Below are 23847 nucleotides of genomic sequence, written 5' to 3' on the forward strand. Positions count from 1 at the left end.
CAAACCAATAAAAATCCCAGTTTCTACGAACAGTGGGAGCTTTCGCGAAAATTCTGCGTTTTCCAATAGCTTTCCATAGGAAAAATTTTCGTTATTACAACATTTCACAACCAATCTATTGATCAATCTGACAGCTATCTATCCAGTTCCACGATCTTATTAAATAAGGAACATCTCTCCTCCCCGTAATCATTACCTCAGCAGACAAATAATTCGCTAATTGAGATGCACGAGCGGCCACATTGATCCTAAAAACCTCGCCAGTCACCGATACGGTATTACCTTCCATGGCCGAATGTTTTTCATCTTCAATGCGGCCAATCATTTTTTTTAATTGGTCAGATACCAAAGAGGCGCTAGGCTCCGTTCTTCCCGAAAAAAGTGTTATATAGGGATAAATACAAGAAAAAACAGCCCGAGGGATGTTTAAACTAGCACTTAAATCTGAGTAACTGGAATATCGGGATCCATCCTTTTTTGCCTGAATAGTAAGCTTATTTACGTGATCGACACTTGGTAAATTTGCGGATAGTATCTGTAACAGTTTCTCATCTGCGGTATTTGCATCGATTAGCCCATGAACATTACTGCTGATTACCTCAACGGCCTGATTGTCGACCAATAACGTTTTTACTCTGCCGTTCTCACGTATCCAGCGACTACGCTCGCCTTGTTCCAACAATTCAAAAATGACATCGTAAACAGCAGACTCTACCGCTAAATTAAGCCGAATATTTTTTTCATAACTCGATAGGCTATCGGCCATATGACGTCCAGATTGCAAAGTTGCCGCCATAATGGCGGCAACTAGCAATAAAAGCCATAAGGTATGAAGTAGAACAAAACCTTTACTTTTTCGTTTCTGGGGCAATGGGTAGTACTCGATCAATTATTTGTGCGGCTGAACTCATCTCACTAACCATAGAATCAACGACAGATTGAGTCTCGGCTTGATTTCTCATGATATGAGGCACAAGTAACACAATCAGTTCAGTCCGCTTATTTCCAGAAGAGTTATCCTTAAATAAATTACCAAAAACAGGAATATCCTTGATGAGTGGTACGCCACTATTGCTTTCAGAAATGTTATCTCGAATCAAGCCACCTAATGCAACTGTGTATCCATCATTCGTTAATACAGAAGTTTGAATTTTTCTCTTTTGGATGGTCGGCGAATTAATTCCGGATGTCGTCGTTTTAGCAACATCACTTACTTCTTGGGTTACATCAAGAAGTAAGCTACCATTTTCATTAATACGCGGTTTTATATCCAAAATAACCCCTGTATCGCGCATCTGTATCGAGCTGACTATTGGTGCCCCGGGCGCGATTGTAGACTGCGATGTCTGTGTTAATATCGGCACTTGATCCCCGACCTGAAGATTGGCTTTTTGATTATTTAAAACCGATAATTTGGGAGCTGATATAACGCGTACATCGGTTTTCGACTGGAGAGCATTTAGTATGACTCTAACATCTGAACCGCCAGAATAAACATATGAAAACCCAGGAAACAAAGAAGAAATTCCTGTTTCGGCTGCACTTAGTTCCACGGAATTTTGCTTAGAATCAAAAAACCATTGCACTCCATATCTCAAGTCATCGTTCAGGGTCACTTCAGCTAAAATGGCTTCAATCATGACTTGCCGAGGAATAATATCTAGCTGGATTAGTGCATCTTTAATAACCCGAAACTCTTTCTCAGTGCCGTAATAAAGGAGTGAATTAGTTTCTTCGCTAGCAACCAATTTACTAGAACGGTTGGAACTTTGATTTGAAGGATAGCCACCAGTTGGCATGGATGTCTTTTCGTAAGCATCCATTTTAATTGGCGAATCCTGTTGCATCGACATGCCTTGAGCCCCAGATTCGGCTATATTGGATTTTTCAGACAAGCCTGAATCGCCTTGTTGATCACTAGCTGATGTTGTACCTCCGCCACCAAACAGCTGCCGGAGAGCTGCCACAAGCTCTTTAGCATTACCATTTTGAACATTGTAAACAAATACACGTTGTTCATCGGTTTTTGAAATATCTAATCGTTTAATCCAACTTTCTATGACTTCTAAGTCTGAACGATCCTTGGAAATTCCAAGTACAGCGTGCATTCTATTTAATGCAACAAAACGCACTCGACTACCCATGACATCGATGGGCGATTGGAAGATTTCTTGTAACTCAGCGATTAACTGGGTAGGACTAGAATGTTCAACACGATATAAAGCAAAACTCATGCCTTGCAACCAATCCACATCAAAGCTTTCAACCATACGCTGAACAGCCATGCGATCCTCGCTTGTCCCAGAGATCACAAGATGATTGTATGTTTCATCTGCTTGAAGCACAGTTCCTTTAGGGAAAACGGAATTTATAATTTTCTGGATTTCTTGTGCCTTAACGTAGCGAAGAGGCAAAATATCAATGCCGAATCCAGGCGTAGCCGCTCCATTATGGATTAGTCGGTTTGCTCCCCTAACTCTTTGAGGCGCTAAATCCAGAGGCATAACATGGTAAATGCTGCCTTGCTGAACAATGGCGGCAGAAACGGAAAGCAAAGCGGTTTCTAGCACGGGAAGAAGAGCTGTTTTAGATAAAGGCCCTCTGGTACGTAGAGTAATTTTACCTTGTATCGAAGGATCGATTGTATAGTTTAATTTCAGTGCATCACCGAGAATTGCATCTATTACGCTATGAATATCGGCGTCGCGAAACTGTATATCAGTTCCAGCCTCTTTATTAAGGCTGGTATGAGAATTGCCGCCTTTTAACGCTGGCCTATCGGTTTTTACATTGCCGAAATAAGTTGTATTTAGCTCTTGTTTATCAAAACTTACGCTATCTTCAAATTCTCTAGATTCAAGTTGTTTGGTTAAATCATGGGTTTCATTTGGAGCTCGCCACGGTAGTTTAATGCCGGCTTGATGGGATGTGTCAATCGAAGAGCATGCAATTTCAATGATTGATATTCCACAAACAAATAAATACCGTATAAATATACGTCGCATTGAAATATTATTTATTTTACCGAAATTATATATTTTTTTTGAGAAAAAATTCGAATTTAATTTGGATTGGCATGAAAATTTATATGCCACATTTTGTCGTCCATTATTTTTTTCTTTCATTAAATCCATCACTATTTGTTAAAGTCGCAATCCATTTTCAATATAATTTACAATGCTATCACTTATCATCAGTTGCTAACGTATTGCCGTTTATATTTTTATTTAATTTAAAATTACGCTGATATTTTATCTGAAATAATTTTTTTGACACGCCGAGGCTGTCCATAATAAATGAATAATCCACACTGAATTTTCTAAGTAAGACCGTTAATTATAAAACATAACGCCATAGCAAAATCCCTTTGAAAATTGGATCCGTTTAGTTCTACTTTGTCGTGCGCGGTGAAAAGGCGCTATTTTTTGGGGAGCTAATCCCGCCAGATAATTGTTGGGCCGTGTGTTTTAATCTCAAAATTTCGACGGTGCGAGCCTCGTCTAGTACGCGGTAAAAAACGATGTAGTTTCGATGTACGACTAGCTCACGCAGGAAGACCGGCAGGCCAGGCCTGCCGGTACGACCAAGCTTTGGATGCTGCGCAAGTGGCAAGATCTTGTCACGTAGCGCCTGGCCGAACTTCTCCGCCTTGGTCGGGTTATCCTGAGCAATGTAGTCGATGATGTTGTCCAAGTCGACTTCAGCCATCGGTCGCCAGATGATGCGATAAGGGATTTTTGCCTTCGTCATAGATCAGTCGGTCGACTCGCACCGCTGCGACCACTGGTTCATGCGCGCTTCTCGCTTCTCGTCTTGTGGCGAGCAATCCTGGCATCCATCCTCGCCATAACTTCATCGTGCAGAATGCTCGGTCGAGGGTCATCAATGGCTTCCTGAATCTCGGTGACCAGCCAGTGGTTATAGGCAGCGGCCTCATGCGCTTCGCGCATGGCGTCTGCCCTGCCCCGGTTGCCGGCATCCTGTTCCTTCTTTGCCGGATCATATTCGCTCGCGTCGAACTGGCCTACGGTGATGCCAATATCGCGAAGTACATTCAACGCGACCAGCGGATTGCCAAAGCGGCGCGGCTCGGTACTGCGGGCCTTCGATAACAAGGCACCGGAACCGCTACGAGTATCAATCTGAACGAAGAACGCCCCGCCCTGCCCTTTCAAAGTCACACCTGATACGCCGCCGGCGTTACTGGCAGCACGTAGCTGCTCTATGGTCATGCTTTGCATGGTCGGCCCCTTATTAGGTAATCTAAAAAACTTGGTTCATTGTGCATAAAATCAAGGAAACGTGCAATCTTTTTAGAGTCCGAAACCGACCATTTTCGGACATGTCTTAGAAAATATGTCCTAAAGTAAGCTTATTTAATTTCGTACACATGCTATAATTCGTACATCTATTTCGGACGGAATTAGCGCATGTCACGCGTCTTTGCTTATTGTCGAGTGTCGACCACTGACCAGACTACCCAAAATCAAAGCCTGGAAATTCAATCCGCCGGTTTTGCTATCCAGCCGCATCGTTTGATTGAAGAAAGCATCAGCGGTTCAGTCGCAGCTAAAGAACGCCCCGGTTTTAATAAACTGATCGAGCGATTGGAATCTGGCGATGTGTTGGTGGTGACTAAACTGGATCGACTCGGTCGCAACGCTATGGATGTCAGAGCCACGGTCGAGCATCTTTCTGATTCCGGAGTGCGTGTTCATTGTCTGGCGTTAGGCGGGGTTGATCTGACTAGTTCTGCCGGCAAGATGACCATGCAGGTCATCGCAGCGGTTGCTGAGTTTGAGCGTGACCTATTAATTGAGCGAACCCACGCGGGCATTAGTCGCGCGAAGGCGGCGGGTAAACAGTTTGGTCGACCGCCGGCGCTCAATGCCGAAGATCGTGCTGAAGTGGTGAAACGATTGGCCGCTGGCAGCAACGTTTCGGAGTTGGCTCGGGAATTCAAAACCACTCGGCAAACCATTATGCGGATTCGGGATGCGGCGTTGAAATCACAGCAAACTGACAATACGGTCCACTCTTCATGAGGAGTAACTGATGAATCACGTGTATTTGGAACGGCATGATGACAATGACAACATGCATCGTTTTTATCAGATGTTTGTGACACCCGGTCTATTTGATGATTGGTCACTGATTAAGGAATGGGGTCGAGTCGGGTCACCAGGCACCGTCAGAAAGGAGTGGTTCGAGACCCAAGAGGAAGCTATCGTAGCCGGGAATAAGTTGTGCACGGTCAAATGTAAAAATGGCTATTACGCTATTTACATAGAAAAACGGCGTGATTATTAAAGGTCGTCAAATTGACGTACAATGTTAGCCAACATTATAAACATGAACCAAGAGGTTCCGCCATGGCCAGCAAAAAGGTGCAGTTAGCACAAAACCCAGTACACAAGGAAAGGCTCGGTTTTCGTCTGGATGAACAGACGAAGGACTTGATCGAACGCGCAGCCCATCTCGAATCACGAAAGCTGACTGACTTTTGTATAACGGCGCTTACCGATGCTGCACGGCGAACCATTGTCGAGCATGAAACATTTATGCTTTCCGATCTTGATCGAAAGGTATTTTTCGATACGCTCATGAGCCCACCGCAAGCCAGTGAACGACTTGTTCGTGCACTCGCCGAGCACAAACGGCGGATCATTTCATAAATGACTGAGGCACTATCGCCAAACTTAAAAATCGAGCCGTTTGGCTCCCATCACAATCGCGCTGACTTTGCCTGCGGCGTCGAAAGCCTGGACCACTATTTCAAAACGCAAGCCAATCAGGATGTAAAGCGCAAAATTAACGGCGTATTCGTTCTCGTCGATCCGCGCGAACCGGCTGAAGTACTTGGCTACTACACCTTGTGTGCGACAGCGCTTGCGCAAGGGGACGTTCCTGTGGCTGCCCGCAAGCATGTCCCTCGCTATCCGTTGGTCAGCGCAACCCTCGTGGGGCGTCTAGCCGTCGTAGGTCATCAACAAAGACAAGGGTTGGGCGCGCTATTGCTCGCGGATGCAGTGAAGCGAGCTTATGCAAGTGCAAGTTCTATTGGCTCTTCAATGCTCATCGTAGACGCCATCAGCGAGCAGGCGGCTACCTTCTACGAGGCTAATGGCTTCGTTCGCTTACCTAACTCTCTTCGACTGATACTGCCAATGCAAGCAATCGCGAAGTTGGTGGAGTTGTAATTGCCAATACAATAAAGCCCATTCTAAGTAGACGCCACCCCAATGGGCCTACTTGTAAAACGGCTCGCGTTTAACGCAATTTCTGGCTCAAAATAACGTGCGAAACCCTGCTACCGTAATTTCTTCTTAGCTTCCGCCAAAGCTTTTTTCCTCTCCAAGGCCTGATCAAACGACTCCCCTGGCTTTGCTATCTCCGATAACGATGTTCCTGCCAGTCTGGCAATCACCGCCGCCCTAGTCTCCCCAGGTCTCGCTTGCCGTTTAATGTCCTCTTCGGTGATCCTCTTTCTCTCCAGAGCCGCAGGCTTGTCCTTCAAGCCGAATTGAAACTGAAAGTGTGTTACGACCCTGCCTGATTTACGCTGCCCGTATCGCACCCAAATATTTGAATGCTCATTGATCTCCGCCACAGCCGGATCAATCACTCTTTTTTTCAGATTTCCAAGCCTATCGTATTTATCTTCGACCTGAAACTGTTTTTTCAGCCACTCGACTTCGATTTCCCGCTCACCGGCCGAGCTCCATTGCACTAACAATTCGTATAGGCGGATAGAATACACGCTTTCGAAACGCGCAACGTGCATAAGCTTGTACTTGGTAAATTCTCGAGATAGTTGTGAAAGGTACGGAATAATGCCTGTCGAAAAACTCAAGACCAGTTTGCCCTCGCCGGGCACATAGTCGATGGTGCTTATCCAGCGGGTTTTACGTGTAGCAATCTGAGGATTATCTGGGTCTGGGTCGTCGATGATGACGCTTCGTTCGTAGAGCTTTTCAGCCGCTTTCTTGAGATCCCTATAAGCATTGGAGAGATTTTCCAATCCCGCCAAATCAGCCACGCCAGAAGCCGTAATTTCAAATCGGTAATTCTCGGTCAGTTCCGCTTTAGAATCAATTTGCGCAATGCAAGCCAATAGAACCCGTTGTTCCGCCAAGGTTAGCATGTAACTAGCCTCAACCACTTTGTTGGATTTTACAACGGTTAAATAAGTAGGCTGATCCACGCTAAAATGACTACATCCTGATGACGATGTATCACTATATTCCCATTACCTTACAAAAACAACTACAAAAAATATCAATGTAGTTATTAACGATCAATCTGTAGTCATAAACGATCAATCTGTCTACCTATAAAGATCAATCCGTAGCGGCAAAGCAATCAATCTGTAGCTATATCACGATCAATTTGTAGTCATAAGAGCCCTGTAGCCCTTGTTGTGTAAGCCCTCTAACGCGCTTAAAAAATATAAAAAAGGAAAAACTAAAAAAGAAAAAGTGAACGATCAATTTGTAGTCATATTGAGAAGAACTTTCAGCCGCTTAATGACTAATTTTTGATGGTGCCGAACTGTGCGATTTCTATATGCATCAAGGTAAGCCTAGCTCCACACAGTCAGTAAAACAAAGATAGATCAAAATTTATTCAGTGGCGTCGCCATCATTATGTGGTCGAATAGCCCAAAGGAATCGCACCTTCAGGCTCTCGCGCAACGGTACGTAATCTCTCGATTCATACCGTTCCTATCGTTCATTCCTACGAGAGCCGATGTTTCACCGCCAATCCTTTGTACTACTCGACCGGCTAACATACGTTTTTACCCCGAAAAGGCATATTTTCCACAGAATCGGCGTGCACTGGTTAAATATTCAAAAACGGCGAAAAAAAATGAGCCAATAAGATATATAAACGGCATTAAATTAATACCAAAAATAAGCCAATTTAGACCTACTCTTCCTGCAACTCTTTTGACAATTTTAGCATCGCATAACGCATGAAATTTAGCTTAGTCCGCCCCGATAGCTTGGCGCCGAGTTCGAGCTGTTCGTGCTCGTACTGGTTGAACGGCACCCGCATGGCCTTGTAATCCCGGTTGGCGTTCTGATCCAGTTCGGGCGCCTTGGCTTGCTCGATCGGGGCGCCGCCGTCGGCGCCGGCCGCGAATTGCTCTATCTTCGTCGACAGCTCTTGATCGGAAACTGCCGGCTTACCGGGTTGTTCGCGTTTTTTAATAGCCATCACAGCACCTCCTCGACCAAGCCAGCAATTTCTTCCCGCGCCTTGTCGTTGGACATTTCGATGACGCCCTTCCCTTCAGACATGCAATCGCGGTAAACCTTCCTATCCCGAATCATGACGCCAAGCAGCTTGATCTCTGGGTAGTCGACCAAAAATTCCCGCGCTTGCGCTTCTTCTTGAATAACCGGATTTGTTGGCGTCATTGTCAAAAGCCCGTAAACCTTCAAATTGGGGTTCAGATCTTTTGCTTGGCCGATGATTTCACGCATGTTAGGCAAGGTGTCCAGGTCCGGTTGAGATGGCCTGAATGGCACGATCAGAGCATGAGCGGAGGTCATGCCGGTTCTCAGTTCCCGGCTGTCGCGCCCGGCGGCATCGACGATGACGTACTCATAGCGCTTGTCTAGGTCGAGCAAGGTCTCGCGGATGTTCTCGTATTTCTGCACGCAATGGACTTTCTTCAACGCCGGGTTTTCATCCCTATCCATCGCCCAGTTCGCTGCGGTGCATTGCCGGTCGGCGTCGACTAGCACGACGTCGTGCCCTCTTCCAGCCAGAACCGCGCAGATATTGACGGCGGTGGTGGATTTTCCGCAACCGCCCTTTTGACTTCCAATTAGTATAATCATGATGCCTTTTTGGTATAAAAATAGTACCAAATCGGTTTATTATAGGCTCCGTTTTGGTATGCTGTTAATGTCGTTTCGTTACCGCCCTGCCCCGCTCCCTATCATATGTTGGCGGCATGGTTGTACAAGTTGCAAAACAGCCTGACCACCACGAAGATCAAGGTTCGGGTGATTTGAATGGCCTGCACCCTGGACGGGAGTTCGGAAGCGAATTCGTTTATCACCAGATTTATGCATTCAGTCAATTCGAGCCGGGGCAGATATTCCCCGGCACGGTTGATGAAGTAATCCTGCGGTTTCCCCCAAATCTTTTGTCCATAGGCGCGCGATTTCAATCCGAAATTCAGCAATATCGCCTGTTTTTCCAACCAGTTTATGTCCTTGTCCTTTTACAACGGGAGGGGTGGGGCCGAAGATTTTTTCGAACACACAAATCACGTCGAACCACAGGTCCATGAACAAGTGTGCCATGTACCGGTTTTGTTCCTCGATTACGGAACGCAAGATGTCAAAGATGGCCTGATAGACTTCGCGTTTCGTGAGTTCGTTCATGGTGTTAATTTTGCGCTTAATTAGTACCAAAAATATACTTTAACAGCATCAATTCGGCATGTAAATGGCATTAAGTTAATGTCATAGCAATGCCACGACTCCGACCGACAAAGGCAGGCAATAAGGGTAGGATGGCGGAGCTAAAAAACTTGTGCCAGAGGCTACACAAGACCTTTGAGATTTTCGGAGTGGGTAGGTTACATGTCACGCGGTTAGATCTGGGCGGTTAAGAAAAGTTAAGCTTCAGGGCTGACCAATTTTTAGTCAATTTAAGCGTCCTTGTTGTCTGGCGGCAAGTTAAGGCGGTTTGTCACGAAATTGTCACAAGCTTATCCACAGGTTTTGGGGATAAATTCATTTTAGCGCCTTGCTTATGAACAGCAAACCGTTGCAGCTACCAACCGGCGTCAGATTGATTCAAGGTTCGGCTGATCACCTCGGCGTAACCGGCACGCCCTCTTGGCCTCTGAGTCGTTTATCAAAGCTATTAGCCGACTCAGGCACTGTTTGTCGTCTTCGCCCAACCATAAACTAACCCGTGAATCCGCAGTTCCGGTTTTTCGGAAGCGTTGCCGCCAAAAGCACAACGGAAAGATGAAATACAACGGTGAAGCTAGCGCCGACCTATCCTTGAAGCCGGGAGGTCGATGTCCAGCATGAACGAAAACAACACCGCCAAACCCCAAGATCGGCCTGATATTCGAAGATAGTGGCTAGCATGGGTGGAGGCTAATACTTGGGATAACAGGCGTTGATTCAGCAAAAATAATAAGCTGTTTTAGCACCAAAAAGGAGCTAAAACGGTGCCATTTTTATCCATCGCCATACTCTTTGACAATATGGTGCAATTCAAACTGAGGCGCCCATCAATTCCTGATCACACAAGAGCACCGACAATGCCATATCATTCAACAAGGCTTTTTGTTTTACGCCAAAATGGAATAGGGCAGGGCGATTTCCTTGAAGTCCTAACTCAATCAGTGATGCGTAGCCGTCTGGCATGGAAACCCACCGAATAGGCCAATAAACGGCGGGTTTTAAAGACTAAGCGATTTTTAGCTAGGTGTCGTTTTCTTTGCCCCAGTGGTTTTCGCCGGCTGATGACTGTTAAGCGCCTGTATGAGTTCGGCGGCTTGGGCTTTCGTGGCCTCCAGTTGTCCGCGTAATTGGGCAGCTTCCTCGCGGGCCATGGCCGCTTGTTTGTGTGCGTTGTCTCTATCGGCTTCGATCTTCGTTAAGCGTTCGGCAATACGATGAGTTTCCTCAGCGGTGCGCTTGCGCTGCTCTTGGTGGGTTTCCTCGGCGGCTGCGGCTTGAGCTTTTACGGTCGCCATTTCTGCGCGACACTGGTCGCGTTCAGCGGCCAAGGATTGGACCGCTTTTTTCTGCTCCGACAGTTCCGTCCGGATTCTTTCAAGTTCAACTGCATGTTGTTCACTGGCGCTCTTGGCGGTTTGTTCGGTTAACGCCAGGCGTTCCCGCAATTGCGCTAGTTCTACCGCCTGGGCCTGACTGGTTGCCTGAGCGTCGGCCAGGCGCTTTTCAAAGGCTTCCGATTCGGCTCTGACTTCATTCAGTTTGGCTTCCAAATCATCGACCGTGCTGGAGGCATCGGCTAATTCACGTTCAGCCTGTTCCCGCTGATCGCCGGCGGCTCTAACCACTTCCGCAACCCGGCGCTCTGCCGCTTTTACGGCCTTGTCGTTTAACTCAACGGCCAGCATGGAAAGGCGTTCGGTGAGTGTTTTAGTGACAATAGCCACTTCCTCGGCCACCTCGATCGGTAATTCTGCCACGGGTTCCGTCTTGGTTACCGATTGGCTGGATAGATACTCATCCCAAACCTGTTTAAGCCGGCTTGGATTACCGCCGCCGACCTTCTGGCGTAAAGCAAAGCCGGTGATATTGCGGCCAGCATCACGCAGCTCTTGACCGGCCTGGATGATGGCTTCCGGCGCAAATTCGGCAGGGCGTCCCGTTTGTATCGTGGTGGTTTGCATGAGGATTTCTCCTGTGAATTGATGGGTTCAGTATAGCACGGATAAGATAACAAACAAACTAATTTTTTAACAAATAAACAAACAAAGAAATAAACAAACTAATTGGTTATTTCTTATTTTTATCGCTTACTCGTCATACCAAATGACCTTTATTTGTAAAGCTCACAAAAATGGCCGGCTTTACGTTTTTATTGCTTGGGATAGGGATTTGTATGGCTAGACTGGATGAATCGCCGCCACGGGCTTGAAATGGCGTTTTTTGAGCTGAAAAGCAAAAGCAATAGACTGCTTAAAGCGGGGTAGAGGATAGGCTAAAAAAGTGTTGCCGGCATTGCCGCTAAAGCCTTGCTTAGAGTGGCTTCATCAGCTTGTACTCGCCACCGGCTAGGCGTAAAGGATTCTAGACGGTACACCGCGGTATTGGGCATCGGGAAGCCCGAGCGGAACCGGCGAAAAGCTTTCATGCCTTGATGGTGTCGGGCGTTAAACCCCAATAGCTTCCAGGTGAGCAACGCAAACCAGATACCATGCCCGAACAGCACGGTTTTATCCGGCAGGGTATCCAGTTCCGGAATAAATGCTGCAACCCGCTGTTCAAATTCATGGAAGGTGTCAGCTTGTTCACCCATGCGTTGTTCCGGATCGGCGGTTTGCCAATAAGCTTCGGCAATTGGACGGCGCTGTGCGCCGACCATGCCTTGAATCAAGCCCGGATCAAGACATGAGAACTCGTTCAGTGCCGAAAGAATCATCGGCTGCATCGATACCTTGTTACAAAAGGGTAGGGCGGTTTGGTGAGTTCTCACGTATTCAGAGACCACAATCCTGCCGGGTTGCAGATCGAGGACGGTGGCCAGTGCCTGAGCTTGGGCTTTACCCAACTCCGACAAGGGAATGGCATCGTGGGCCATCGTCACACCACCGGCATTAGCGATGCTTTCACCGTGACGAATGAAAGTGAGGATTTTCATAGGGCCGTTTTCCGTTATTTTTGATAGTTCATCGCGTCATCGTCCCGCTTCCCACTTTTTATGGTAAACGCCAACCGTAGCTACTGGATGAGCCGTCGCCGTTGGGCACCGGATGCGGATAGCACAGACCCTTTTCGATCTTCCAGCCTGGCTGATTGCAATGGATCAAGGAACCAATACTACCCCTCTGCGCCAGTCGATAGGCGGTTTTACCTTCCGGGGTATTGGCCCAGGCGGCTGCTGCTTTTTCGTCCTTAGCCTCAGCATATCCAACGCCATAGCCTAAGCTATATCCCGCATCGTAGGCCGTGCTGTGCAAATACCAGCCAAAGCCGCCAAAAGTCAGGAAAGCCACCGCCAGACAACCTGCCGCCCACTGCCACATCTGTTTGCTGGCGGTGTGATTCGCTACCTCCTGAGCAGTTCTGGCGATGGCTTTGGCCAAATCCGCTTTGGTCGCTTCCGCCGAAGCCAAAATCATGCTATCCGCCGTCTCCTTAAAACCGGCCAGGGTTTCACTCGCGGCCAGCGCTATCGCCTTCGGAAACCGCTCGTACTGATCTTGGTAGTACTGTAAGGCCATCAATACTAACCACAGGGCGTCATTGTTTTTTAACTGAAGTGCATCCCTGACCCGGTAGAGCTGTTGTCGTTCGGTATCACTGGGTTGTCGTCCCAGCAGCTTGGCAAAGCTCTCATCCAGGCTGTTGCCCCCCTCACTCATGAATCACAGCCTCAAGGGTTTTCTTCACTTCGGTTTTCCATCGGGACAGTTCCGCCCGGTTGCCTATCGGCAGTTCTTTTAAGGCTTTGGCGATACTCAGCCGTTTACTGTAAATATCGTCGCTCACCCGATCCGCCAAGTCCGGAAAATTTAACGACAGCCCACCGCGCGATTCGACGGCGGTACGAATTTTAGAACCGTTATAAAGCTCAAACTTCTTTTCTTCACCGAAATAACCGTTTCTGACCACATGCACCTTGCTGTCCGGAATCGCGTCCATATATTCCTTGAGTAGTTCAAGACTATCCCGCTGCCGATTAATCACCCACAGCGTCACCAGATCACGTTTCAGTTCCGCCAGTGTGCTATTCAAGGTAGCGCCATAGGCACTAACGCCCTGGTTATTCCGAGCGGCGGTATTGATCACCACCACGCTATCGGGTTTGCTATCACACAAATTTACCAATTGTATCCAACCATCCGCCTCATCGAGATTGAGCAATTGGGTTTCCACGCACTCGCCATAACCTTTCCAGACATCCGGGTTACTGGTATCGGACTCAATCAACAACACGCTTTCGCCTTGTTCTTGCAAATAATCGATGATGGCCATCGACACCATGCTTTTACCGACACCGCCTTTGCTACCACCGATCAAAAATATTCTTTTAGCCATGAATGATTTTTCCTTAAATTAAGCTGCTGATTAAATGAGACTGATTAACCCATCTTTAAATATCGTCACTATCCGGTTTTGGCGTAAATGATGCTTTCGACTCTTTAGACTTTTGTCCGGTTTCTGTTGCTTGCTTATTCACTGGCGTTACCGTTTTTTGCGATTCGGTTTTATGCGCCATTTTTGAATCTTTATTTTTCCCGGCTTTAATCCGCTGTAAATAGCTCTTCAGAGTAGGCGTTGTAATGTCCAAACCTTCGCCGCGTAAAGTTTCCGCGATTTGATCCAGGGTATAACCGCGTTTTTGTAAGAGTGCGATCTCTTTTGACAGCAACTTTACTGCATCCTGTTTACTGTGTTCCTGTTTCTTTTTCTCAATGACCGGCATATTTTTCAACTTAGCCGCAATCGCCTCTAATTTTTCATTGGTGTATCCCATAGAATCACTCCGTTGCTTACTGTCTTCAATACTGTTTATCGTAAGATAAGCATAAAACGAATTGTCGTAATTGAAAAGTGGTTTTAAACTACCTAAAATCTTACACTTTAAGTAAGCCTAACCATTGATACAGGATGGCCCTTGGAATACACATACTAGCGTATGTGATGCCAAGGGACGCCAGACCATTCGGCGCTACGCTTCTCACAGTCCGGCTCAATCCTGCCAGGGGATGCCCCTGGACCCCACTAATGCGCGGCGCTATCGTTTCTTGAATTCAAAACAAACATAGCTCGATACGGCACGGCATGGTGTAACGGCCTCCATCTGTCAACGCCGCACCGATGTGGTCGAAAACCACGCCGAATTATGGCCTCAACGAGTCAGATTGAGGATGCTATGACACCGATACCCCCTTAACAAAAGTCATGGAATTTAAAAGGAGAGAGCCACATGGTATTCGAAACACTCGGCGTTGAACCGCTGGACGCCATGCTACGGCTGCGCCTCACGGCCAGCGAAAAAGAACGCCTACGCGAAGACGCAGACCTAGCGGCCTTGAGCATGTCGGAACTGGTGCGCCGCCGCTACTTCGGCAGGCCGATTATCGCCAATGCCGATGCGATCATGATTAAAGAGCTTCGCCGCCTTGGCGGCTTAGTCAAACATATCCATAACGAAAGCAACGGCGTCAACAGCAAGGAAACCGCCGAGGTGCTGGTGGCGCTGAAAGCCTATATCGAGAGTTTAAGCTGTGGTCGTCAAAAAAATTAAGAACCCGAAAAAGTCCGCCAGCAAAGCCGGCCGTATCGGCGGACTATTGGATTACATTCTCAACCCCGAAAGCAAAAATGAAAACGAGAAATGCGTCTATGCCGGTTCACGAGGTTTTTTGACGGACAGCCCCCAAAGCCAGAAAGCGGAAATGCTGGCCTTGTCCCAGGAGGCGGTCAGAAGCAAAGACACCGTCAATCACTACGTCATCAGCTGGCAAGCAGGCGAACAACCCAGTCATCAACAGATAGACGAAGCGGTGAACCTCTTCCTGGATGAATTGGGACTGAACGACCACCAAACCGTCTACGGCCTTCACGCCGACACCGACAATCTGCACTTACATCTGGTTATCAACCGGGTGCATCCGGAGACGCTGAAAGTCGTCAAGCCGAATAAAGGCTTTGATATTGAAGCAGCACATAAAGCCATTGCTCGAATCGAACACGCCCAAGGCTGGAATCGTGAACAACACGGACGCTATCAAGTATTGGAAAACGGCGAGCTGGGCCGTGAGCACATCGACACGGCGTTGGATACGGCGCGAAAGCAGCGGCAACCCGATCAGGTCACGCGAGACCGTGAACAACGTACTGGCGAGAAATCGGCGCAACGGTTGGCGATTGAGGACGGTGCCGCCATCATCCAATCGGCAACTGACTGGCAAGCCTTGCACCGGCAACTGGCCGAAAAAGGCATCCGCTACGAAAAGAAGGGCAGCGGCGCCATGCTGTTTGTCGGCGAGGTGGTCATCAAACCCAGCAGCGTGGATCGAGCGGCCAGTTTGCCGCATTTACAAAAACGCCTGGGGCCTTACCAGCCGCCCATTGACCGGTTAAACATCGTTGAGCGCGGGCCGGAACCGATCCAGGCGGCGCAACCCGGCTGGGAACGCTTTATTGCAGACCGGCAAGCCCACTATGCCGCCCGGAACGCCGCGACGTTGGCATTGCGCAAACGCCAGGACGCAGAACGTAAACAACTGGCGACGCAACAGAAAGCCAAACGCGAAACGATTTTAAAAGGCAGCTGGAAAGGCAAGGGTGATTTGCTGAATGCCATGCGCAGTGTCCTCGCCGCCGAACAGGCCGCCGAGAAAGCCGGTCTCAAGGAAGGCCATCAACAGGCCTGGAAACAGTTACGCCAACAATACCGGCCCTTTCCGGATTACGAGCAATGGCTACGGCAACAGCAACAGCCGGAACAAGCGGATGTTTGGCGTTATCGCCATACCGAGCCGCAGCGCATCCAAGGGGATAGCACCGAACCGCCGACGCCGCGAGACATCCGCGCTTATACGGCGAGAATTCAGGGTCGGCAGGTTCACTATTTTCGGAAAGAAGATGCTGGCCAGATAGCAGGGCTAGGCGGCGCTGCGTCTTTTGTCGACAAAGGCCGGGAGATCGACATTCACGACTGGCGGAACAGAGACTGCGTACTGGCGGCCTTGCAGCTGTCCGCGCAGAAATGGGGTGGCTTCCGGATTAACGGTAATCCTGAATACAAAGCCCTGTGCGTCAAGCTGGCGGCGGAGCACGGTTTTAAGATCAACAATCCAGAGCTACAAGCAAACATCGAGAACGAACGGCAGCGGATACAGCAGGCGAGGGCGCAGGAAAAAACCGTACCGCAACCGGTGCATGAGCTGGGCCGGGGACGGTAAGTTATCCGGCTGACGCCCGGTGCTCGATGAGCCGGCTTGTGTTGATTGATGCAGAAAGTGCGCTAATGAAGGGTGTCGACCGGTTTTTCAGTGGAGATTGGTTCCAAATTCTCTGGATGTAGTGAAATTGTCAACGGCTCATCTTCAGTAAGACCAATTGTGGCGGATTTTTTTTCGATAATCCTAATTTTCCAATCACCGAAGCTTTCTCCTTCATGAATTAATCCTGAGGCGTTTTTTTTCCCGTCTTCAAGCAGAACCATCCGATCTTTTCCTGTTTGAATAATACCTACGAGCGTAGGGGGAGGGGAGGGGGGAGGCATCTCAATCGGCGCAATTGCCTCACTGGCCACAACGATGGGTTTTCGACCAGGTTGAAACAAGGGAATTTCTAGCAATGAATGGTTTTCGATAGGTGCCTGAGCATGCAGTTCTGGGTTGCTCTTATTAGGTTCCAAAAAATCGGTTTGTGGCTGGTCGAAGAGTAATTTTTCGGTTATCACTAAGCCTATAATAACGGCCATACAATTCGCGCAAGCTAACCAAGCAGTCGTTTTAGAAATTTTTGTCATCGTGTAGAGGATTCCAGTCCGGCTAAATCGCCGCCAAATCCCGATAAACGAAATTCGGCGGCAAGTTTTGAAACAATCGTGCCTTGGTTCTCCAATGTGCCGGTATTTAAAGTACGTAACGTTAATTGGTCAATAACGATCAGCGGAGTATGTCGCTCGATTTCGGTAATCATCTCCATGATCGAAGATTCTTCTCCATCGCCTTTTAATTCAATGGATACACGCATAATGCTACCTTGCTGAAGGGTTTCAGAAATTCGCATAGACTCGAGATTAAAATGGCTAGAGTGAATTACTTGATCGACAATCTCTTGCATCGTAGATTCTTTGTCAGATTTCGCTTCGGTCCATATTAATAATGGTCTTAGTGCGGAACTTTCCGCTTCAATGTCTTCTTTCGGAATATTAACAATATCTTCAGAAAGTTTTTTTGCTCTTGCTAATTCAAAGCGTGCGTCATAAAGTTGGTCTACTGCTTGCCCAGTCAAGTGGATGATGGGCTTGAAAATAAGTCCCCAGATAGAGAAGATCAAAACCAGCAGTAATCCTAGCGACACCCATTTTCTTATTTGAGGTGAAAGTTCTATATTCAATGTATTCACCTATGAAAATCAATGGACAACTCAAATTGCGAAGGGATATTAGGGCTGTTAGAGTTAGCGACCGAAATCAGTTTTAAGTTATCCAGTGTTGATATTTTATTGAGTTCTCGCATCATTTCTACCACATTAGGTGAATTCCCCGTAAGTTGTAAGATACCCTTGTCGTATTGGATTGATGTAATCCATGATGTTTTCGGTAAAGCGGCTGCTAAGTCATTCAATATGTTTGTCATGCGATGAGACGGGATTTGTTTATTTAAGTCGCTTGTTATTGTTCCAAGCAGCGCGCGTTTTGCAAGTAATTGTGAGTTTTCATCTAAGGATTGCTGCATTGATTGGTTTTCTTGGCGGATATCATGTTCTATCCAGGACGCTGCGAAAAAAGTGAAAGGTAAAAAAGCAGCTGTTATCAGAATCAAACTGGAGAACAAAATAAGATGCTTCTTTAAACGTAAGTGAGCGGATGCTATATCGGAGGATACGTAAAAAATGAAATCCAATGCATTTGCCGATGATTTTGAGAAACCTATTCTTACCGAGTTGATACCTGCTTTTTCAAGGGTAGAACACACATAATCCACTTTTTCCCGTATACAAAGGGCAACATCAAGATGGATCACGTCGGTAGCAGGGTGACGTTTCGTTTGCGTGTCGAAATAAAGCGAGTCTCTATCAAGTGGCGATTCAGTGATTAACTTGAACGATACAGCATCTCTTAATTTGGATTGGGCTGTTTTAGGCAGCGATATATCCAACAGTAAAATATCTTGTGGATCTAATGAAACCTCCACAATATGTCCCTTACATAAGGTTGTTAAAGCAATCAACGCCTCTTCGGAGGTCTCATCGAATAAGCTGGGTAAATGGATTTTATCCATGGACGCCGTAGAGGTTGCGGCTATATCGGCAGGCATAATTAGTGTGGTTTGCCGATATTCAACTATTAGAAATAACGGCTTTTTGGTTTTTGTTGTTAGTCGCTTATGCTCTGGAATCAGGTCTGATAGCCCTTGCCACCACCAAGCGAATCCTGATTTGGCTAAAGCTTGAAAATCTGCAAAACGCAGCTGAGATACTAAAGTCATCAGGATGCTCTACACATAAAACTGGTTTGGTCTAAAAGACAATTGCCACTGATTGTTTGATAGGGGTGGGCAATTATCCAAAATGGAAGTCTAGTTTTGTCAGCAAAAACAACATGTAACTTGATTAATTCCGGCAATTTGTCCATATTTACCCAAAGCTTGCTACCGTGGCGTGAACCTTTAGAAAAGTAAAAAAATTCAACTGTCTCGATATCTTTGAGCAACGTCCAATTTTGACCACTTGGTTTTTCCGCAGATTGGGACAATACCGGTGCATCCAAACGTAATTCGAGCGTAAAAAGCCCATTCGAGTGAGGTGCCAAAAAAAGGCGTCCATCCATGCGTCCCGATGCAAAGGCAGATTGCGAGGGTACCGTGCTAAATTCAATTGAGTTTTCCATACCTTTAAAATGAACGCCTTGGATATTCGGATGTTCCGGAGGAATGGCCGCTTCTAAAACGCGATAAATAAGTTGCTGCGAAGAGGCTTCGTCACTCCATTGCTGTTCAATACGGACGGCTCTGGTCCAGCCGTCTTTGATCGAAATTAATATGTCCGATAATGCGGCAATCAGTAAAATTCCAGCCGCTAAGGCGATCAACAATTCCAAAAGCGTAAAACCATGCATCCGGCATGGTAAGGTTGAAACAGATCTCACGGATTCAATCCGCCCAGCCTATGTGCAGATAGGCTAATCAATGGCTCGGCATGTTCATTAGAAGCGACCTTTACATTGATGTTTTGTACAAAATAAATATCCATCAATGGGCCATCAATGCCATTCGGTAGCGTTTTTTTTACAGACACTTGCCAAAAAAAACCGTTCTCAACACCCTGATAATCACTGGGTAACTCTGCGCAATCAAATGCGTATTCCTTGAGTTTTGAATGCGCAAGAGAAAGCGCCGTCGAATGCAGGCGAAGCTCCGTAAGCTTGGCCACAGTTTGTGATATTGCCGGAAGAGCAATGCCCAGTACAAATACTGATAGCGCAAATGCTAAAATGACTTCTAGCAAAGCAAACCCTGACTGACAAGGCAACCTGCCGGCCTTAGCTTTGGTCAAGCTTGCCTGTGAGCCAGTCAATTTTAATGGTGTTGTTTTGCCCACTATTTTTAAGTGTGATTAAACCGCCTGATGATGAGCCATCGGGGAAAAAACTGACGGTTGTGTTTTCTTGAGGCGACGGGAGCGTACTCGTGCAACTCATATAAAACTGATGCGATAAGCCGGTTCGGGCGGTGGATGCGATGTCATTGCAAGTTAGGTCAATTCGGCGCCCTTCGTTGATAGCCCGCAATTTAGCGTGTTCCAATGTGTTGATAATCGCTTCGAAATAAGGGGTGCTGTTTCTTGCTCGATAAGCTCGCGCACCCACTGCGGACAACAGGCTAAGCAAAGAGATTACTATCAACAGCTCAAGTAAAGTAAATCCGTGATTATGGTGCTTTTGCGAAGCCAACATCTGCATTTTCGCCTTCACCACCTTCTTTATCGTCGGCGCCGAATGAATAGACCTCGAAGGGGGCTCTCTGGCCTGGAACTCGATAGCGAAATGGATGTTTCCAAGGGTCCAACAGATGCTCATGCTTACGAATATAAGGTCCACGCCATTTCACAACGTCAGAAGGCGGTTTCCATAAGGCTTCAAGGCCTTGTTCTTGTGTGGGGTAAACACCCGCATCTACTTGGTAATAATGTAAAGCGGTTGAAAGCGTATCGACCTGGAGTGCGGCGGTATCCGTTTTTGCGCCTGAGAACATATTCATGACCTGTGGCGCAACTACTGCCGATAGCATCGTCAATGTCACCAGAACAATGAGTAGTTCCAAGAGCGTGAAACCAGAATGAATGGAGGCTTCAAATTTGTGTCTATGTTGTTTCAACAAGTGTATCGCCCTGTCTGTCTATTTGTTATTTTACCGCCAGCTGATTAATACTCATGATGCCTAGCATAACGCCGGATATCACAGCGCCAACAATTAAGCCAAGCAACGCAATGGCAATGGGGTTGAGTAATGTAATCAATCGATCGATTTTGTACATCGAGTCCGTTTCGAGCAATTGAGCCGCTCGCATTGTAGCAGTCCCTAACGAGCCGGTGTGTTCACCTACTTCAATAATAGATAACGTTGTTTCAGGAATAAGGTTGGTACGTCTTAGTGCTAACGATACGGAAACACCCTCCCTAAGTGCCCTTGAGGCATGTTGTAACGGCTCCCGGATGTGTTGTGTGGATGCGGCTTGGGCCGCGAACTGGACAGATTCCGATACTTCCACGCCATTATCGATCAGAGCGCCCATGACACCCAAAACGTTTGCGATATCGACATAAGTTATCAACCGGATAAACGATATGCGAAGCGCTGCTTTTGCAATGATTCCTTTAAGTTTGGCGTTTTTTTGTATGCTAATCCAAAGCAAAACAGGTATCCCAATCAGGGTCAATAAAAGTTGGAAACCTTGTTCAGTGACCAAATGGGATAGGGTCAATACCAGGCGCGTTATTTTTGGCAGTCTATGTTCTTCGCCGGCAAAAATTGATTCAAACTCAGGAATGACGAATCCTAGAACAAACGTCAAGGAAATCATGATCATCACAAAAACTACTGCAGGATAGGTTAATGCATTGATGACCCCTCTTCTGGTTAACATTTGTCGCTGCAAATAGCGCGTGGCATCGGCTAGCCCCTCGCTCATACGACCACCTTGCTCGGAGGCCCGGACAATGCCGATTAAATAACGAGGCAAGTACGCTTCGGCCTCCATCGCATTCGATAAAGTGCTTCCTTCGGAGAGACGGCGTAGTAATCGATTGACCAATTCGGTCATGGTTTTACTATTATGCTGTTTAGCTAAAACAGTCAGCGCGCGTTCTACGGTAAGTCCCGCCTTCAGCATTTCGGCCAATTGTTCAGTGAACATGGCAAGGTTTGCTAAATTGGGCTTGGCATCAAACTTGATGGGACGATTGAGTAAGTCTAGCCAATTGCTGGTGTTAGCCGTAATCGATAACGGGGTTAACCCGGCGCGTAAAAGCTCAAGTGCAACTGTTTCTTCTGAGATAGATGTGATTTCCAAATCACGCATTTCTCCAGCATGGGTTAAAGCTTTGACGCTAAATTTATTTAGACTTTTCGCCATTCCACAACCCTTAGTACTTCTTCAAGAGAGGTTTCTCCGGCGAGAGCCTTTTCAATGCCATGTTGCCAAAGACTGGTGCCGCCTCGTTGACGCGATGCTTTGATTAATGCGCTTTCGTCTTGTTTTGATCGAATAATGTCACGTTCCATTTCGTCTATTTCGATGGCTTCGAAAATAGAAGTTCTACCAGAATATCCACGGCCTTTACAATGACAACAGCCGGTAGCGGTATAAACAGTATCAGGGATAGCTAGTCGATTGACTGCGGCGGTGATAAATTCAGCTTCAGTCTCAGAAATGGCCCTTGGACTTTTGCAGAAGGGACACAATTTTCTAACTAAACGCTGTGCGGCGGTTAGCTCTATCGTCGAGGCCAGCAGAAAAGCTTCCACACCTAAATCAAGTAAGCGAGTGATTGCGCCGGCAGCCGTATTGGTATGCAAGGTCGATAACACCAAGTGACCTGTTAACGCGGCACGTATGGCAATATCGGCTGTCTCGCGGTCACGAATTTCACCAATCATGATAATGTCAGGATCATTTCTCAGAATCGAGCGAAGTGCTGCGGCGTAAGTTAAATCAATTTCCGGTTTGATTTGGAGTTGCGAAACACCCTCCAGCACGTATTCAATCGGATCCTCAACAGTGACGATCTTGAGTGCCGGATTCAGAATGGCATTTAGCGATGCATATAGCGTTGTTGTCTTGCCACTACCGGTTGGTCCTGTGATTAGAATAATGCCATGGGGTCTTTTTAAGGCTTTTTTTAAGGCATTCAGACCATAGAATGAAAGATCAAGCGTGTCGAGATCTAACTGAACGGACTGTTGGCCTAATAATCGAATAACAATGGACTCCCCTTGAAGCGAAGGGAATGTGGCTATACGCAGGTCTATACTCCTTCCTCTGGACGTAAACCGGATTCTTCCATCTTGAGGTACACGTCTTTCCGCGATATCAAGTTTAGCCATCAGCTTGATTCTGGAGGCGACAGGATCGGCCCAGCGAGCGGATAGTGTTTCAACTTTCTGTAACAAGCCGTCAATCCGGAAGCGGATAGAAAAGGCGCTGCTCTCAGGTTCAAAATGAATATCCGAGGCACCTAAATCACTGGCTTCCATGATAAGTCGATTGACTAATCGAATCACCGGTGCATCCGATGCAAGATCACTGAGTTTTGTAATATCCTCCTGCGTGATACTTGTTTCATCGACAGCGGACAATGCAACTGACTCTTCTATCTCGGTATTTGCGGCGTCCAGCTTATAAAAAAAATCTTCCAGTTCAGATTCAAGAACCGCGTATCGTTTAACAGGTAAGCCGGATGCAAACGCAAAGCAGGCGGCAGCAACATCATCCGAAGGATCGGCCATGGCCAGTGCCAAAGTTTGTTGATCAATCCGTAAAGGCAGTACTTTTTTAGTCCTTAGAAAATGCGGATTGAGACGTTTGATGGTTAAGATTCCTTCCGGAAAATCAGCTCTACGCACAACTTCGATATTTAACATTTCCGCAAAAACCACTGCCATTTCATGCTCAGTGACAAATCCTAATTTGGTGGCTACGGCAGAAAATGGGGTTTTTGACGTCAGCGCAGCAGACTGAACTCTCTCAATGGCTTCAGCAGTCATCAACCGCTTTTTGAGTAAGAGTTCAACCAAATTTTCTTTAACAACACCAGTAGCAAGAGCGTTATCAGTCATGATTGTAGCGTTATTAAATATTGAAATATCGGCATAAAGGCAAGCAAAAGCCAATGTTCATAATGCGTAGGACTTGAAATTTTTATTAGTTT

General features: G+C 46.9%; 29 protein-coding genes. 6 read left to right on the plus strand and 23 right to left on the minus strand.

The window, feature by feature from the left end:
* Positions 1-115 precede the first annotated feature (115 nt).
* The 4 genes from ACR02O_RS24245 to ACR02O_RS24260 all read right to left on the minus strand — a co-directional run bounded on the left by ACR02O_RS24245 (position 116) and on the right by ACR02O_RS24260 (position 4241).
* Positions 116-871, minus strand: coding sequence for a hypothetical protein (locus ACR02O_RS24245; protein ID WP_494523522.1), 756 nt, complete (start codon positions 869-871; stop codon positions 116-118).
* Positions 849-3134 carry a type II secretion system secretin GspD gene (gene gspD, locus ACR02O_RS24250; protein WP_494523523.1) on the minus strand — a complete coding sequence of 762 codons (2286 nt, stop codon included), beginning with the start codon at positions 3132-3134 and terminating at the stop codon, positions 849-851. The genes ACR02O_RS24245 and gspD overlap by 23 nt, the downstream gene beginning before the upstream one ends.
* A gap of 256 nt (positions 3135-3390) precedes the next feature.
* The gene (locus tag ACR02O_RS24255; protein ID WP_494523524.1) at positions 3391-3750 is read right to left on the minus strand and encodes a type II toxin-antitoxin system RelE/ParE family toxin; all 360 of its coding nucleotides are present in this window, start codon (positions 3748-3750) and stop codon (positions 3391-3393) included.
* 38 nt (positions 3751-3788) lie between these two features.
* A complete protein-coding gene (locus ACR02O_RS24260) occupies positions 3789-4241 on the minus strand; it encodes an antitoxin PaaA2 family protein (RefSeq protein WP_494523525.1) in 453 nt (150 codons plus the stop codon).
* A gap of 189 nt (positions 4242-4430) precedes the next feature.
* Here ACR02O_RS24260 and ACR02O_RS24265 point away from each other — a divergent pair, with 189 nt between their 5' ends.
* The 4 genes from ACR02O_RS24265 to ACR02O_RS24280 all read left to right on the plus strand — a co-directional run bounded on the left by ACR02O_RS24265 (position 4431) and on the right by ACR02O_RS24280 (position 6200).
* Positions 4431-5045 (plus strand): recombinase family protein, encoded by a 615-nt coding sequence (locus tag ACR02O_RS24265; protein WP_494523526.1) that lies wholly within the window; start codon positions 4431-4433, stop codon positions 5043-5045.
* A 10-nt stretch (positions 5046-5055) separates the two neighbouring features.
* The gene (locus ACR02O_RS24270) at positions 5056-5310 is read left to right on the plus strand and encodes a WGR domain-containing protein (RefSeq protein WP_494523527.1); all 255 of its coding nucleotides are present in this window, start codon (positions 5056-5058) and stop codon (positions 5308-5310) included.
* A 62-nt stretch (positions 5311-5372) separates the two neighbouring features.
* Entirely contained in the window at positions 5373-5675 is a 303-nt protein-coding gene (locus tag ACR02O_RS24275; protein ID WP_494523528.1) for a type II toxin-antitoxin system TacA family antitoxin, read from the plus strand.
* Entirely contained in the window at positions 5676-6200 is a 525-nt protein-coding gene (locus ACR02O_RS24280; protein ID WP_494523529.1) for a GNAT family N-acetyltransferase, read from the plus strand.
* A 110-nt stretch (positions 6201-6310) separates the two neighbouring features.
* Here the strand turns inward: ACR02O_RS24280 and ACR02O_RS24285 are convergent, their stop codons facing one another.
* From ACR02O_RS24285 to ACR02O_RS24330, 10 genes are all read right to left on the minus strand, one after another.
* Positions 6311-7204, minus strand: coding sequence for a RepB family plasmid replication initiator protein (locus tag ACR02O_RS24285; RefSeq protein ID WP_445369961.1), 894 nt, complete (start codon positions 7202-7204; stop codon positions 6311-6313).
* Positions 7205-7929: 725 nt separating this feature from the next.
* Complete coding sequence (locus ACR02O_RS24290) at positions 7930-8220, minus strand: hypothetical protein (protein ID WP_494523530.1); 291 nt, start codon at positions 8218-8220, stop codon at positions 7930-7932.
* On the minus strand, positions 8220-8849 hold the full coding sequence (locus ACR02O_RS24295) for an AAA family ATPase (RefSeq protein ID WP_494523531.1): 630 nt from the start codon (positions 8847-8849) through the stop codon (positions 8220-8222). Before ACR02O_RS24295 ends, ACR02O_RS24290 begins: the two co-directional genes overlap by 1 nt.
* A 237-nt stretch (positions 8850-9086) precedes the next feature.
* The gene (locus ACR02O_RS24300) at positions 9087-9401 is read right to left on the minus strand and encodes a hypothetical protein (protein WP_494523532.1); all 315 of its coding nucleotides are present in this window, start codon (positions 9399-9401) and stop codon (positions 9087-9089) included.
* Positions 9402-10250: 849 nt separating this feature from the next.
* Positions 10251-10403, minus strand: coding sequence for a hypothetical protein (locus ACR02O_RS24305; protein WP_494523533.1), 153 nt, complete (start codon positions 10401-10403; stop codon positions 10251-10253).
* Positions 10404-10456: 53 nt separating this feature from the next.
* A complete protein-coding gene (locus ACR02O_RS24310) occupies positions 10457-11401 on the minus strand; it encodes a DNA-binding protein (RefSeq protein ID WP_494523534.1) in 945 nt (314 codons plus the stop codon).
* Positions 11402-11712: 311 nt separating this feature from the next.
* A complete protein-coding gene (locus tag ACR02O_RS24315; RefSeq protein WP_494523535.1) occupies positions 11713-12372 on the minus strand; it encodes a histidine phosphatase family protein in 660 nt (219 codons plus the stop codon).
* Between the two features lie 58 nt (positions 12373-12430).
* Positions 12431-13096, minus strand: coding sequence for a hypothetical protein (locus tag ACR02O_RS24320; RefSeq protein ID WP_494523536.1), 666 nt, complete (start codon positions 13094-13096; stop codon positions 12431-12433).
* Entirely contained in the window at positions 13089-13772 is a 684-nt protein-coding gene (locus ACR02O_RS24325; RefSeq protein ID WP_494523537.1) for a nucleotide-binding protein, read from the minus strand. The genes ACR02O_RS24320 and ACR02O_RS24325 overlap by 8 nt, the downstream gene beginning before the upstream one ends.
* Before the next feature lie 55 nt (positions 13773-13827).
* The gene (locus tag ACR02O_RS24330; RefSeq protein ID WP_494523538.1) at positions 13828-14211 is read right to left on the minus strand and encodes a hypothetical protein; all 384 of its coding nucleotides are present in this window, start codon (positions 14209-14211) and stop codon (positions 13828-13830) included.
* Between the two features lie 453 nt (positions 14212-14664).
* On the opposite strand from ACR02O_RS24330, the gene ACR02O_RS24335 reads away from it, so the two are divergent.
* Together ACR02O_RS24335 and traI are read left to right on the plus strand one after the other, a co-directional pair.
* Positions 14665-14985 carry a plasmid mobilization protein gene (locus ACR02O_RS24335; protein ID WP_494523539.1) on the plus strand — a complete coding sequence of 107 codons (321 nt, stop codon included), beginning with the start codon at positions 14665-14667 and terminating at the stop codon, positions 14983-14985.
* A complete protein-coding gene (gene traI / locus ACR02O_RS24340) occupies positions 14966-16648 on the plus strand; it encodes a TraI/MobA(P) family conjugative relaxase (protein WP_494523540.1) in 1683 nt (560 codons plus the stop codon). The genes ACR02O_RS24335 and traI overlap by 20 nt, the downstream gene beginning before the upstream one ends.
* A 62-nt stretch (positions 16649-16710) precedes the next feature.
* Here traI and ACR02O_RS24345 read toward each other — a convergent pair whose 3' ends face one another.
* Genes ACR02O_RS24345 through ACR02O_RS24385 form a run of 9 tightly spaced genes read right to left on the minus strand, consistent with a single transcriptional unit; the run spans position 16711 to position 23755 of the window.
* A complete protein-coding gene (locus ACR02O_RS24345) occupies positions 16711-17220 on the minus strand; it encodes a hypothetical protein (RefSeq protein ID WP_494523541.1) in 510 nt (169 codons plus the stop codon).
* Entirely contained in the window at positions 17217-17813 is a 597-nt protein-coding gene (locus ACR02O_RS24350) for a GspMb/PilO family protein (RefSeq protein WP_494523542.1), read from the minus strand. The genes ACR02O_RS24345 and ACR02O_RS24350 overlap by 4 nt, the downstream gene beginning before the upstream one ends.
* Before the next feature lie 5 nt (positions 17814-17818).
* Complete coding sequence (locus ACR02O_RS24355) at positions 17819-18907, minus strand: PilN domain-containing protein (RefSeq protein WP_494523543.1); 1089 nt, start codon at positions 18905-18907, stop codon at positions 17819-17821.
* A complete protein-coding gene (locus ACR02O_RS24360) occupies positions 18907-19536 on the minus strand; it encodes a hypothetical protein (RefSeq protein WP_494523544.1) in 630 nt (209 codons plus the stop codon). The genes ACR02O_RS24355 and ACR02O_RS24360 overlap by 1 nt, the downstream gene beginning before the upstream one ends.
* Before the next feature lie 26 nt (positions 19537-19562).
* Positions 19563-19925: a hypothetical protein gene (locus tag ACR02O_RS24365; protein WP_494523545.1), complete on the minus strand. Its 363-nt coding sequence runs from the start codon at positions 19923-19925 to the stop codon at positions 19563-19565.
* Between the two features lie 34 nt (positions 19926-19959).
* A complete protein-coding gene (locus ACR02O_RS24370; RefSeq protein ID WP_445369938.1) occupies positions 19960-20373 on the minus strand; it encodes a GspH/FimT family pseudopilin in 414 nt (137 codons plus the stop codon).
* Positions 20348-20797 carry a type II secretion system major pseudopilin GspG gene (gspG, locus tag ACR02O_RS24375; protein ID WP_494523546.1) on the minus strand — a complete coding sequence of 150 codons (450 nt, stop codon included), beginning with the start codon at positions 20795-20797 and terminating at the stop codon, positions 20348-20350. Before gspG ends, ACR02O_RS24370 begins: the two co-directional genes overlap by 26 nt.
* A 25-nt stretch (positions 20798-20822) precedes the next feature.
* Positions 20823-22052: a type II secretion system F family protein gene (locus tag ACR02O_RS24380; protein WP_494523547.1), complete on the minus strand. Its 1230-nt coding sequence runs from the start codon at positions 22050-22052 to the stop codon at positions 20823-20825.
* On the minus strand, positions 22037-23755 hold the full coding sequence (locus tag ACR02O_RS24385; protein WP_445369941.1) for a GspE/PulE family protein: 1719 nt from the start codon (positions 23753-23755) through the stop codon (positions 22037-22039). The genes ACR02O_RS24380 and ACR02O_RS24385 overlap by 16 nt, the downstream gene beginning before the upstream one ends.
* Positions 23756-23847: the final 92 nt, after the last annotated feature.

Source organism: Methylomonas sp. PHL2-19 (assembly GCF_059331595.1).